Below are 12,843 nucleotides of genomic sequence, written 5' to 3'. Positions count from 1 at the left end.
TTCCGGAGGAATACGCCCCCCGGAATACGACGTTCCGAATAGGCGGGTTGACATATGCCACAGGCAGTTCAGAGGCTTCCACAGCCTGCTCGACCTGCGGCGAAGGCTCCACTGGAGGCAATCGACGGTCTCCCTCGACAAGGCAGACTTAAGGTTGCCTTAAGGCTCCCATAAACCGCCCCATCGAGGGACCCGGATCAGACGTCGCGTCAATTGCAAGTGGTTCAGAGGGACTCAGAGGAACTTCGCCTTGCCCGGCCCCTCCTCCACGAAGCTGCGCATCCCGCGCTCGCGGTCCTCCGTCGCGAACAGGCCCGCGAACCAGTTCCGTTCGACGGCCAGGCCCGTCTCGATGTCCGTCTCCAGTCCGGTGTCGATGGACTCCTTGGCTGCCCGGAGCGCGATCGCCGGGCCTTGCGCCAGCTTCGCCGCCCACTCGTGCGCGGCAGTGTAGACCTCCTCGGCCGGCACCACCCGGTCGACCAGACCCAGCGTCAGCGCCTCGTCCGCCTTGACCATACGGCCGGTGAAGATCAGGTCCTTGGCCTTCGACGGGCCGACCAGACGGGACAGCCGCTGGGTGCCGCCGGCGCCCGGGATCAGGCCCAGCAGGATCTCCGGCTGGCCCAGCTTGGCGTTCTCCGCCGCGATCCGGTAGTCCGCGCACAGCGCCAACTCGCAGCCGCCGCCGAGCGCGTAGCCCGTGATCGCCGCGACGACCGGCTTGGGGATGCGGGCCACCGCCGTGAACGAGTCCTGCAGGGCGCGGGCGCGCAGGACCATCGCCGCGTGGTCCATGTTCTGCATCTCCTTGATGTCCGCGCCCGCCGCGAACACCTTCTCCCCGCCGTACACGATCACGGCCCGTACGTCGTCGCGACGGGTCGCCTCCTCGGCCAGCTCCTTGAGCCGGTCCTGGGTGGCGATGTCCAGCGCGTTCATCGGCGGGCGGTCGAGGCGGATGGTGCCGACGCCTTCGGCGACTTCGAGATTCACGGTCATGCAGGCAGGTTAACGGGGACTAACGACAACGGCCCCGGTGCCGTACCTCACACCGGGGCCGCAGATCAGAAGCCGCTTACGACTTCCACTTCTCCCACGACATGTTCCAGCCGTTGAGGCCGTTGGCCGGATCGACCGTCGCGTCGTGGGCCTTCTTCACGACCACCACGTCGCCGATGATCGAGTGGTTGTAGAACCAGGCCGCCGGCGTGCCGCTGTCGTAGCCGCCGCGCACGTCGCGCAGGCCGATGCAGCCGTGGCTGGCGTTGTAGTTGCCGAAGGCGTCGCCGCCCCAGTAGTTGCCGTGGGCGAAGGTGCCCGAGTCGGTCAGGCGGACGGCGTGGGGCACGTCCTTGATGTCGTACTCCTTGCCGTAGCCCACCGTCTCGCTGTTCATGCGCGTCTCGATGGACTTCTCGCTCACGACCATCTGGCCGTTCCAGGTGTCGTATCCGGGCTTGCCGGTGGTGACCGGGATGGTCTTGATGACCTTGCCGTCCTGGGTGACCTTCATCGTGTGCTTCTTGGCGTCCACGTAGGAGACCTGGTTGCGGCCGATCGTGAACTTGACCGTCTTGGCCTGCGAGCCGTAGACGCCGGGGCGGCCCTCGACACCGTTGAGGTTCAGCTTGACCGTGACCTTGGTGCCGGACTTCCAGTACTGCTCGGGGCGGAAGTCGAGGCGGTCGTTGCCGAACCAGTGGCCCTCGACGTCGACGGCCGGCTCGGTCTTGATGCTGATGGCCTTCTCGACGTCCTCGGGGTGCGTGATGCCCCGGGTGAAGCGGACGGAGAACGGCATACCGACGCCGACCGTGGAGCCGTCCTCGGGGGTGTAGGTGCCGATGAAGGTGTTCTTCGGAGTCAGTGTGGTGAAGCTGGAGTCCTCGGCCGCGACCCGGCCCGCGGAGTCCTTGGCGACGGCGTGCACCGTGTACTTGGTGGACGCCGCCAGGTGGGTGGACGGCGTCCAGCCGGTGCCGCCGCCCGTGATCGTCCCGGATATCTCCGCGCCCTTGGAGTCCTTGACCTCGACCGCGGTCAGCTTGCCCTTGCTGGCGCTGACCTTGAGGGCGCCGCTGGTGTCGACGGACTTCGCGCCGTCCTTGGGGGCGATGGTGACGACGGCCACCGACTGCTTGCTCTGCGCCGAGTCGGCATCCTTGCCCTTGCCGTCGCCGGAACCGGATCCGGAACCCGAACCGCCGCCTCCGCACGCGGTGACGGCCAGCACCAGCACCCCGAGTATCAGTGCCAGCAGTCCCCTGCCCCCACGTCCGCGCGCGTCAACCGACGCCCCCGATATCGGCCGCACGTTCAAGTTGCTCTCCCCTCGCCGGGCCTGGTCGGGCCCGCACCCCGGCGCGTCCCGCGCGCTCATTGGCGCAATTTAACCCCAAGGTTTTGGGGATCGTGTCAGGTGAAGGTCACTGTTCAGTCGCAACATCGGCCAGGCGCCTGTCCCCATCCCCGCCTCCCCTCGGGTTACTTGACCGCGGTGCCCGCCTTCCACTCCTTCCAGCCCATATTCCACCCTCCGAGGCCGTTGTCAGGAGCGACCTTTTTGTCATTGCTGTGGACGACCTGGACGACGTCCCCGACGAGACTGCGGTCGAAGAACCAGCCGGCCGGGGTGTCGGAGCTGCCGCCCTTGACGTCCATGAGCCCCACGCACCCGTGGCTGACGTTGACGTGTCCGGGGGCGTTCGGCGCCCAGTAGTTGCCGTGCAGGAAGGTGCCGGAGTCGGTGAGGCGCAGGGCGTGCGGGACGTCCGGGATGTCGTACTCGCCCTTGCCGTTCTCCTTCTTGAAACCGACGGTGGCGCCGTTCATCCGGGTCAGCTCGAGCATCTCCATCACCACCATCTTCCCGTTGTAGGTGGTGTGCTTGGGCGCCCCGGCCGTGATCGGCACGGTGGCGAGGAGCGCCCCGTCGCGCCGTACCTGCATGGTGTGCGCGGCCGCGTCGACCAGGGAGACCTGGCTGCGGCCGACGGTGAAGGAGAACGTCTTGTACTGCAGCCCGTAGACACCGGGCGCCCCCTCGACGTCGCGGAGCCGGAGGGAGACGGTGACCTGGGTGCCGGGCTTCCAGTACCGCTCGGGGCGGAAGTCGAGGCGGTCATCGCCGAACCAGTGCGGACGGATCTCGACCGCCGGTTTCGCGGTGACGTGGACGGCTCGCTCGACGGCCGCGCGGTGCTCGATCTCCCGGTTGAACTCCAGGGAGACGATCATTCCGGTGCCGACCGTGGAGCGGTTCTCCGGGGTGACGTAGCCGATGAAGCGCTCGTCGGGGACGAACGTGGTGAAGGTGGTGTGCCGTGCGGACCTGCGCCCGTGGCCGTCCAGGGCCACCGCGTCGACCGTGTACTTGGCGGCCAGCGCGAGCCTGGGCTGGTCGGGTTCCCAGCTCAGGCCGTCCTCGGAGATACGGCCGGGCACCGCGGACTCCTGCGCGTCCTGGGACTTGACGACCTTCACCGACTCCAGGCGTCCACTGGGCACGCGTACCCGGAGCGGGCGGCCGGGGCGGACGTCCTTACTGGCGTCGTCCGGGGTGATCCGAATGACGTCCTCGGGTGCCGGGGGTTTGCCGAGCACCTCGTCGATGTCGCTCCGCTCCGCCGGGTTCGAAGAGCAGCCGGCGGCTCCGGCCAGCAGTCCTGCCCATGTCAGTACGGCGGCCAGAGCGGCCCCCGCGCGCCGTGCGCGCCCTTGTGCATGCCTCTGCCTCACGGCGTACCCAACGACGTGGGCGCTCCGCGGGTTGTGCCGTGAGGTCGTCTTTCGTCCGCGGCGCCATTGTGGCTGGTCGCGCCCCGCGGCGGAGCCGCTGATGTCACGGCCCCGCACCCCTGTAGGGGCGCAGCCGAACCGGATGAGACTTCGTCGGCCATGCTCTGGGCAGAACAGTGGGGAGGACGACGCGACGGGGAGCCGCGGCCGGGACGCCGTGGGCTCTTTCGAGGTCGTTCCACGAGCCGTGGGAGGCGGACTGGTGTCCAGCGCAGCCGAGCAGGAGGCGGTGGCCGAGGGGCGCGCCGACGAGGGCGAACGCCCGGCCACCGCGGTCAACGGCGCGCCCCGCAAGGTGCCGGGCGTGCCCGTGCGGCCGGGTGCGCCGATGCCGCTCGGGGCCAGGTTCCGGGTCGGCCCGGACGGCGTCGCGGGCACCAACTTCGCGCTGTGGGCGGGCGGGGCCGAGGCGGTGGAGCTGTGCCTGTTCGACGAGGCCGGCAAGGAGACCCGCGCGCGGCTGACCGAGCTGACGCACGAGATCTGGCACGGCTTCGTGCCGGGTGTGATGCCCGGGCAGCGGTACGGCTACCGGGTGCACGGCCGCTGGGACCCGTGGACCGGCGGCCGCTGGAACCCGGCGAAGCTGCTCCTCGACCCGTACGCGCGCGCGGTGGACGGCGACTTCAGCCTGCCGCCCGAGGTGTACGGCCACGTCCGCGACTGGCCGCAGCAGCAGGTCGCGGACACCGTGCGCGACGACCGGGACTCGGCGCCGTACGTCCCCAAGGGTGTCGTGGTCCACGATGACGACGACTGGGCCGACGACCGCCGCCCGAAGACGCCGTGGGCGGACTCCGTCATCTACGAGCTGCACGTCAGGGGGTTCACCGCCCTGCACCCCGGGATCCCGGAGGAACTCCGCGGTACGTACGCCGGACTGGCGCACCCGGCCGCCGTCGAGCACCTGGTCAAGCTGGGCGTGACGGCCGTGGAGCTGCTGCCGGTGCACCAGTTCGCCCACGAGGACCACCTGCTGCGCCGCGGCCTGAAGAACTACTGGGGCTACAACTCCATCGGCTACTTCGCCCCGCACGCCGCGTACGCCGCATCCGGTACGACGGGGCAGCAGGTCGGCGAGTTCAAGCGCATGGTGCGCGCGCTGCACGCGGCCGGCATCGAGGTCATCCTCGACGTGGTCTACAACCACACGGCGGAGGCGGGCGAGCTGGGCCCGACGCTCTCCCTGAAGGGCATCGACAACCGCGGCTACTACCGCCTGCAGTCCGACGCGCGTCGATACGCGGACTACACGGGCTGCGGCAACACCCTGCACGTCGTCCAGCCGCACGTACTCCGCCTCATCACCGACTCCCTGCGCTACTGGGTGACGGAGATGGGCGTCGACGGCTTCCGCTTCGACCTGGCCGCTGCCCTCGCCCGCTCCATGCACGACGTCGACATGCTGTCGCCTTTCCTGGCGGTCATCGCGCAGGACCCGGTGCTGCGGCGGGTGAAGCTGATCGCCGAACCGTGGGACGTGGGCTCCGGGGGCTACCAGGTGGGGTCCTTCCCACCCCTGTGGACGGAGTGGAACGACCGGTACCGCAATGCCGTACGGGACTTCTGGCGGGGCGCGCTGCCGGACGTACGGGATCTGGGGTACCGGCTGTCGGGGTCGAGCGACCTGTACGCGTGGGGCGGCCGCCGGCCGTACGCGTCCGTCAACTTCATCACCGCGCACGACGGTTTCACCCTGCGCGACCTGGTGTCGTACGAACGCAAGCACAACGAGGCCAACGGCGAGGGCAACCGGGACGGTTCGGACGACAACCGGTCGTGGAACTGCGGGGCGGAGGGGGAGACGGCCGACGAGCGGGTACGGGGCCTGCGGCGAAGGCAGTTGCGGAACCTGCTGACCACTCTGCTGCTGTCGACGGGCGTGCCGATGCTGGTGGCCGGCGACGAACTTGGGCGCACCCAGCGCGGCAACAACAACGCGTACTGCCAGGACAACGAGATCAGCTGGCTGGACTGGAAGCTGCTGGAAGAGCCGGGCTGGAAGGCCCTGTTCGACCTCACGGCCCGGCTCATCGAGCTCCGGCACCAGCACCCCGTGCTGCGCCGCCGGGCCTTCTTCTCTGGGCGGGCGCACTCCGCCGACGGTCTGCGCGACCTGGCCTGGTTCACCGCGCGCGGCACGGAGATGACGGAACGGGACTGGTACGCGCCCGCCGCCACGCTCGGCATGTATCTGTCCGGGCGGGACATACCGGGCCGCGACGAGCACGGCGACCCGATCCTCGACGACAGCTTCCTCGCCGTCCTGCACGCCGGGGACCGTCCGGTGAGCTTCGTACTGCCGGGGCCGCCCTGGGCCGAGCAGTACGAGGTGGTCGTCGACACGTCGAGGGAGGCGCAGGGGGAGGCGCCCGGGGTGGTGCACCGGGCGGGTACGGCGATCACGGTGCCGGCGCGGGCGGTGCTGTTGCTGCGGGTCGGCTGAGCGGTCATCCTGGGCTTCGGCGTGAGTCGGCTGGGCTACGGGGGATGCCGGTGACCAACGGGAACACGTACTTCTTGAGCGACCGGGAGCCGTCACCGCGCCCTGTGCAGCGGCCGGGGCTGGGGCGCACGCTGATCGCCGCCGGGTGGGCGCTGCGGGTGGCCGGGGCGGTGGTGGGCCTGGTGAGCTTCACGGTCTTCAAGAAGAGCTTCTACAGCGACCAGTTGGCCGTCACGCACGTCTCCTGGTGGCTGCGCCTGCTGGGGGCCGCGGTCGCCTTCTGCGCCGGCGTTGGGGTCTTCTTCGCGGGACGCCTCTGCATCGTGCGCGGCAAACAGCACACCAGCGGAGTCATCGGCTCCTTCGCTCCCTTGGCCGGAACCCGCTACGTGCTGTATCTGCGCCCGTTCTCGAACGACAAGAGCATGTCCTTGTTGCCCACCGACATCACCGGCGGCGGTGCGAACCTGGAGAACTTCTTCTTCATCTCCGGGCTGACCCACGAGGAGAGCCTGGTCCGGCGCTTCGGGCGGCTCGGCCGGGTCATCGCGATCGGCAGCCCCGGGGAGCCGCTTCCGCTGCCCGGCGCGGCGCGCGCGTATCTGCCGATCGACGACTGGCGGGACACCGTGAGCGGGCTGATCACGGGTGCGCACGTGGTGATGCTGTCGGCGGGTCCCGGCCCCGGGACCGTGTGGGAGTTCGTCGAGGCGCTGCGCCTGCTGCCGCCCGAGCGGCTGGTGCTGCTCGCCTACTGCGACGCCGGGGCCTACGACGGCTTCCGCACGGCCGTTGCCGCCGAGTACGAACGGCGGTCACGCAGCGAGCCGGGAGCGCCGGACACGGGCCGGTGGCCGCCCCTGCCCGCGCTGCCCGACTACCCGCCGCCGGCCCGCCCCGAGCGGCCGCTCTGGGAGGTGCTGGTGAACGGCGGCCGGTCGCGGCTGCGCTGGGACTTCGAACTCAAGGGCCTCGTCGTCTTCGGACCGGACTGGCGGGCGACCTTCATCCGGTTCGATCCGACGACCCTGCGACTGCCGAGCGTCGTCACACTGAGCCGGCTGGTCAAGCGCCAACTCCAGCCTGTCATGGCGCGGTTGACCGCACTGCCGGCGCGCGGAGCCGTGAAGTAGGCACCCCGCCGGCCCCGGTGGACCGCGTTCCACACTGCGAACACGTCCTTGACGGCTGAACCGTCCCGCTGGCACGGTCCATGGTCATGAGGCTGTCCGCCGACCACCGCTGCGCGCGCGTCGCGCTCGTGGAGCGACGCCATGTGGATCTGTGCCGGCAGTCCAGCGCCATCTGTCGCTGAGCCGCAGCCCCTCCACCTTTCTCTCGCCTCTCCCTTCTCCTCCTCGCTTCTGCGTGCCCTGTTGCAGGGTGCGCCGATCCCTAGGATTCCTATGCCTCACATATCCCGTCGCGCCTTCGGTGGTCTCGTCGGTGGCGGTGCCGTGACCGCCGTTGCCGGTACGGCAGGCGCCGCGAGCGCCGCCGAAGCCGCCCCCGCCGAGCGCCCGTTCCAGGCCCGTACGGCCTCCGTGGCCACAAAGCGCCCCAACCTCCTGGTCATCCTCGGCGACGACCTCGGCTGGGCCGACCTCTCCTCCTACGGCGCCCCGCACATCCGGACGCCGAACCTGGACCGGCTGGCCCGGCAGGGTGTGCGCTTCACGGACGCCTACTCCGGCTCCGCGACCTGCTCGCCGACCCGGTTCAGCCTGTACACCGGGCGCTATCCCGGTCGTACGAAGGGCGGGCTCGCCGAGCCCATCGCGAACAGGACACAGGGGCTGGATCCCCATCACCCGACCCTGGCCTCCCTGCTGAAGAAGGCCGGGTACGCCACCGCCCTCATCGGCAAGTGGCACTGCGGCTGGCTGCCCGACTACAGCCCCACCAAGTCCGGCTGGGACGAGTTCTTCGGCAACCACGGAGGCGTCCTCGAGTACTTCTCCAAGCTCGGGCAGCTCGGTGACTACGACCTCTACGAGGGCGACGCCGAGTACAAGGACCTGCGCTACTACACGGAGGTCCTGACCGAGCGGGCCGTGGAGTACGTGAGCCGCGACCACGACGCGCCCTGGCTGCTCAACCTCAACTTCACCACCCCGCACTGGCCGTGGCTGGCGGAGGGCGACGAGGAGACCGGCGCCGAGATCGCGGCGAAGATCCGGGCCGCGAAGAGCCAGGCGGAGGTCAGCAACGCCCTCAACCACTACGACGGCGGTTCGGTCGCCAAGTACACGGAGATGGTGCAGAGCCTGGACGCGGCCGTCGGCGAGGTGCTCGCCGCGCTGCGCCGCTCCGGGCAGGAGGAGCACACGCTGGTGTACTTCGCCAGCGACAACGGCGGCGAGCGCTGGTCGTACCTGTGGCCGCTCAGCGGCGAGAAGTTCGTGCTGCAGGAGGGCGGCATCCGCGTCCCGACGATCGTGCGCTGGCCGCACCGCATCGACGGCGGCCAGGTCAGCCACGAGCCGAACTTCTCCCCCGACTGGACGGCGACCTTCCTGGAGGTGGCGGGCGCCCGCCCCGACCCGGCGTACCCGCTGGACGGAACGAGCCTGGCCGGGTACCTGCTGCGCGGCGACGAGCTCCCGGAGCGGGACCTGTTCTGGCGGGTACGGGCCAACCGGGCACTCAGGCGCGGGAGTTGGAAGTACTACCAGGACTCGGACGGCGAGGACCACCTCTACGACCTCGGCGCCGACCTGCGCGAGCAGGCCGACCTGGCCCCCGACAAGCCGGAGTTGCTTGCGCAGTTGAAGGCCGCCTGGGAGAAGACCGCCTCCGGGCTGCTCCCGTACCCGAGCTAGCCGAGGATCCCCCGCTGGTACGCCGTCGCGACCGCCGCCGCGCGGTCGCTGACACCCAACTTGGCGTACAGATGGGTGAGATGGGTCTTCACGGTCGCCTCGCTGATGAACAGTTCGCGGGCGATCTCGCGGTTGGACGTGCCCCTGGCGACCAGGGCGAGGACCTCGCGTTCGCGGGTGGACAGGGGCTCGTTGCCGCCCGACCCCGGGGTGCGGACCGCCGAGACCAGGCGGGAGGCGACCGCCGGGGAGAGGACCGTGCGGCCGTCGGCCGCCGCCCGGACGGCGGTGAAGAGTTCGTCGCGCGGGGCGTCCTTCAGCAGATAGCCCGTCGCGCCCGCCTCGATCGCGGGCAGGGTGTCCGAGTCGGTGTCGTACGTCGTCAGGACCAGGACCTTGGCGCGGGCACCGCGTCGGGTGAGTTCGCGGATGGCGTCCACTCCTCCGCCGCCGGGCATCCGCAGGTCCATCAGGACCACGTCCGGGTCGAGTTCGTCCGTCCTGGCGACGGCCTCGACGCCGTTCGCCGCCTCGCCGAGGACACGGAAGCCCGGCGCGGACTCGAACATGCCGCGCAGGCCGTCCCGTACGACGGGATGGTCGTCGACGATCAGCAGGGAGATCAACGGCTCGTCACTCATGGCGGACCAACGGTACGCGAGCAGACAGCGCGGTGCCGTGACCCGGTTCGGACTCCACGGTGAGCGAGCCGGCGATGCGTTCGGCGCGGGCGCGCATGCCGTCGAGGCCGAAGCCGCCCGCGTGGGAGCGGGCGGGGAGGGCCAGGGGGTCGAAGCCGGAGCCGTCGTCGCGGATGTCGAGGATGACCTCGTCGCCCAGGAAGGAGAGGGTGACGCCGACTCGGGTGGCGCGGGCGTGGCGGGCCGCGTTGGAGAGGGCTTCCTGGACGATGCGCAGGAGGGTGGCGGCGACCTCCTCGTGGAGCTGTTCCGTGGTGCCGGTGACCGTGAACTCGGCGCGTACGCCGGTCCGTTCGCCCCATTCGGCGACCGTCTTCTTCAGGGCCTCCGGGAGCCCGTCGTTCTCCAGCGCCACCGGCGCCAGGTTGTGCACGGAGCGGCGGGCCTCGCCGAGGCTGTGCCGGGCCAGCTCCATGGCTCGGCCCATGTGCTCGCGGGCCTGGTCCCGGTCGGGCGTGTTCGCGACGACCTGGAGCTGGGCGATGATGCCGGTCAGGCCTTGGGCGATGGTGTCGTGGATCTCGGCGGCCAGGCGTCGCCGTTCGTCGGCGACCCCGGCCTCCCTTGCCTGGACGAGGAGTTGGGCGTGCAGGGCGGCGTTCTCGTCGAGGGCCTGCTGGAGGGCGGTGTTGGTGCGTTCGAGTTCGGCGATGGTGGCGGTGCGCTCGCGGGCCCGCTGCTGCTCTTGATCGGTGAGATGGGCGACCGCCATCTGCAGGCCGGAGTTGGCGACCAGCAGCCCGGCGAAGACGATCCACTGGACCAGGCTTCCGAACGGCATTCCCCCGGCCTGCGCACCGGCCACGGTGACCGCGCTCGCGAGCAGTCCGAGCCGCTGCCACCACCTGCCCGGGATCGTCTCGTCGGCGTCCATGTAGCCGGCGGCGGCGTAGAACGCGAAGAACGGGCTGATCCAGGTGAGGGCGAAGGCGAGGGCCCAGCGGACGACGTAGTACGCCGTCCCGGTCCAGGACGGCGTACGGCGGCAGTCGCCGCGGCGCAGGCGGGTGGAGTGCCACCAGAGCTGGAGCGCGACCGCGGCGAAGATCAGGGCCCAGGCGGTGTACCACTTGGCCGCGCTGGTCCCCGGGCCGGCCGAGGCGACCCCGAGGACGACGCTGATGCCGAGCAGCCCGTAGGGCCCCCAGGTGTGCAACTGGTCCCAGCGCCGGTCGATCTGGCTGTCCGCGACGGTCATTTCCCCAGTCTGCACGGCCGACCGCCTACTCCCAGCGGAACCAGCGGCTCGCGGCGCCGGTCAGCAGCAGGATCCACATCGCCAGCACGCCCAGGTGACCCCAGCCCGGCCAGTGCCCGGCCGCGGCCTGGTTCAGGGCCTGCGCGGCCGCCCCGAAGGGCGTGTACCCGACGATCCGGGCCATCATGTCCGGCATGGCCTGCGTCGGCAGCCACACGCCCGCGCAGAACATCGACGGGAAGAACACCGCGGACCCGATCGCGCCGGCGATCTTCGTCGTACGGGACAGTGCCGACACCACCGATCCGAGAGCAAGGGCGACCAGGACGGCCAGCAGCAGGGCGAGGACGTATCCGAAGGGCTGCTCGGGCAGGCGTACGTCGAAGCCGAGCCGCCCGACCGCGAGGGAGAGCAGCGCCGACGCGAGGGCGGCGCCGCCGTAGACCAGCATCTGCGCGGACAGCAGGGCGGACGGGCGGACCGGCGTCGTGGCCATCCGGCGCAGGATGCCGCGCTCGCGGTAGCCGGTGAGGGTCTGCGGCATCGACTGCAGGCCGCCGACGATCATGCCGAGCAGCACGGCGACCGGGACGTAGACGTCGATCGTGCGCAGACCGCCGAGGTCGGCCTGATGGTCGCGGAAGGACGGGATGGAGCCGAGGATGACAAGGAGGAGGGTCGGGAAGAGCAGGATCCAGAAGAGGGCGCCGGGTTCGCGGCGGAACAGGCGGATCTCGGTCTTCAGTACGGCGGTGCTCATGCCGCTGCCTCCTTGTTGGCGGTGTTGCCGGTGTTGTCGGCGTCGTCGGCGTTGTCGGCCTTCGTCAGGTCGAGGAACGCGTCGTCGAGCGTGGCGTCCACGACGCGCAGTTGGTGCGCGGTGATGCGGTGGCGGGCGAGAAGGGTGATGACGGCGTTGACCGTCTCGTCCGTGCCGGAGAGCGTGATACGGCCGTCCTTGTGCTCGATCGAGGCGAGGGCGGGGAGCGCGTTCAGCTCACGGTCGTCCAGGGGTGCGGACGGGGTGAAGCTGATGACGGTGGCGCCCGCCGAGCGCCGGATGAGCCCGGCCGGGGTGTCCAGGGCGGCCACCCGCCCCTTGTCGATCACGGCGATCCGGTCGCACAGCCGCTGGGCCTCCTCCATGAAGTGGGTGACGAGGAGGACGGTCACGCCGCTGTCCCGGACGTCCTCGATCAGCGCCCAGGTGTCCCGGCGGGCCCGCGGGTCCAGGCCGGTCGTCAGCTCGTCCAGGACGACGACCCGCGGATTGCCGATCAGGGCGAGCGCGATGAACAGGCGCTGCTTCTGGCCGCCGGAGAGCTTGCCGAACCGGGTGGTCAGCTTCGCGGTCAGCCCGAGACGTTCGGCGAGCGGCGCCCAGTCGAGCGGGCTCGGGTAGAAGGAGGCGTACAACTCCAGCGCCTCGCGGACGGTGAGTTTGGGCTGCAGCTCGCTCTCCTGGAGCTGGGCGCCCAGAACGCGCGCCACGCGTGCGTGGTCGGCGACGGGGTCGAGGCCGGTGACACGGACCCGGCCGGCGTCGGGGACCCTGAGCCCCTCGACGCACTCGACGGTGGTGGTCTTGCCGGCGCCGTTGGGGCCGAGGATCCCGAAGATCTCGCCCTCCTCGACGGCGAAGGAGACGCCGTCGACGACGGTCCGGCCGCCGTAGGACTTGCGCAGTTCGGTGACTTCGATGACGGGCATGGCCTCAGGTTCGCGGGAAGCGCCCTGCCGCCACATCGGCCGTCGCGCTCGAAGGGACATCAACCGATCGGTTGATGCCGGCGTACGACCCCTCCGGATCTCCTGTACGACCCCTCGAACGCGCAGGTCGTAGGACCAGCGGCCGATCCGGGTCCGGCCAAAACT

The 12,843-nt window shown here is 70.5% G+C and carries 11 protein-coding genes; 4 read left to right on the top strand and 7 right to left on the bottom strand.

What is annotated here, in order from left to right; genetic code table 11:
* Positions 1-234: 234 nt before the first annotated feature.
* The 3 genes from ACFY10_RS25675 to ACFY10_RS25665 form a co-directional block, all read right to left on the bottom strand.
* Positions 235-1,002, bottom strand: a complete 768-nt coding sequence (locus ACFY10_RS25675; RefSeq protein WP_390667555.1) for an enoyl-CoA hydratase/isomerase family protein — start codon at positions 1,000-1,002, stop codon at positions 235-237.
* 76 nt (positions 1,003-1,078) lie between these two features.
* Complete coding sequence (locus ACFY10_RS25670) at positions 1,079-2,323, bottom strand: Ig-like domain-containing protein (RefSeq protein WP_390667554.1); 1,245 nt, start codon at positions 2,321-2,323, stop codon at positions 1,079-1,081.
* Positions 2,324-2,487: 164 nt separating this feature from the next.
* Positions 2,488-3,741, bottom strand: a complete 1,254-nt coding sequence (locus ACFY10_RS25665; protein WP_390667553.1) for an Ig-like domain-containing protein — start codon at positions 3,739-3,741, stop codon at positions 2,488-2,490.
* Positions 3,742-4,003: 262 nt separating this feature from the next.
* On the opposite strand from ACFY10_RS25665, the gene glgX reads away from it, so the two are divergent.
* The 4 genes from glgX (at position 4,004) to ACFY10_RS25645 (ending at position 9,069) form a co-directional block, all read left to right on the top strand.
* On the top strand, positions 4,004-6,247 hold the full coding sequence (gene glgX, locus ACFY10_RS25660) for a glycogen debranching protein GlgX (protein WP_390667552.1): 2,244 nt from the start codon (positions 4,004-4,006) through the stop codon (positions 6,245-6,247).
* A gap of 50 nt (positions 6,248-6,297) precedes the next feature.
* Positions 6,298-7,380 (top strand): hypothetical protein, encoded by a 1,083-nt coding sequence (locus ACFY10_RS25655; RefSeq protein ID WP_390667551.1) that lies wholly within the window; start codon positions 6,298-6,300, stop codon positions 7,378-7,380.
* 80 nt (positions 7,381-7,460) lie between these two features.
* On the top strand, positions 7,461-7,562 hold the full coding sequence (locus tag ACFY10_RS25650; RefSeq protein WP_390667550.1) for a putative leader peptide: 102 nt from the start codon (positions 7,461-7,463) through the stop codon (positions 7,560-7,562).
* A gap of 91 nt (positions 7,563-7,653) precedes the next feature.
* Entirely contained in the window at positions 7,654-9,069 is a 1,416-nt protein-coding gene (locus tag ACFY10_RS25645; protein ID WP_390667549.1) for a sulfatase, read from the top strand.
* Here the strand turns inward: ACFY10_RS25645 and ACFY10_RS25640 are convergent.
* From ACFY10_RS25640 to ACFY10_RS25625, 4 genes are read right to left on the bottom strand one after another with little or no spacing between them, the layout of a single operon-like run.
* A complete protein-coding gene (locus ACFY10_RS25640; protein WP_390667548.1) occupies positions 9,066-9,710 on the bottom strand; it encodes a response regulator in 645 nt (214 codons plus the stop codon). The two genes, ACFY10_RS25645 and ACFY10_RS25640, sit on opposite strands and share 4 nt — an antisense overlap.
* Positions 9,703-10,968 (bottom strand): sensor histidine kinase, encoded by a 1,266-nt coding sequence (locus ACFY10_RS25635; RefSeq protein WP_390667547.1) that lies wholly within the window; start codon positions 10,966-10,968, stop codon positions 9,703-9,705. Before ACFY10_RS25635 ends, ACFY10_RS25640 begins: the two co-directional genes overlap by 8 nt.
* A 25-nt stretch (positions 10,969-10,993) precedes the next feature.
* A complete protein-coding gene (locus tag ACFY10_RS25630) occupies positions 10,994-11,728 on the bottom strand; it encodes an ABC transporter permease (protein WP_390667546.1) in 735 nt (244 codons plus the stop codon).
* Positions 11,725-12,678 carry an ATP-binding cassette domain-containing protein gene (locus tag ACFY10_RS25625; protein WP_390667545.1) on the bottom strand — a complete coding sequence of 318 codons (954 nt, stop codon included), beginning with the start codon at positions 12,676-12,678 and terminating at the stop codon, positions 11,725-11,727. The genes ACFY10_RS25630 and ACFY10_RS25625 overlap by 4 nt, the downstream gene beginning before the upstream one ends.
* Positions 12,679-12,843: the final 165 nt, after the last annotated feature.

The sequence above is a fragment of the Streptomyces sp. NPDC001401 genome (assembly GCF_042895385.1).
Lineage (GTDB): Bacteria > Actinomycetota > Actinomycetes > Streptomycetales > Streptomycetaceae > Streptomyces.
Note: the sequence above shows the minus strand (reverse complement) of the source record. Positions and strands in the feature narration are given on the sequence as shown.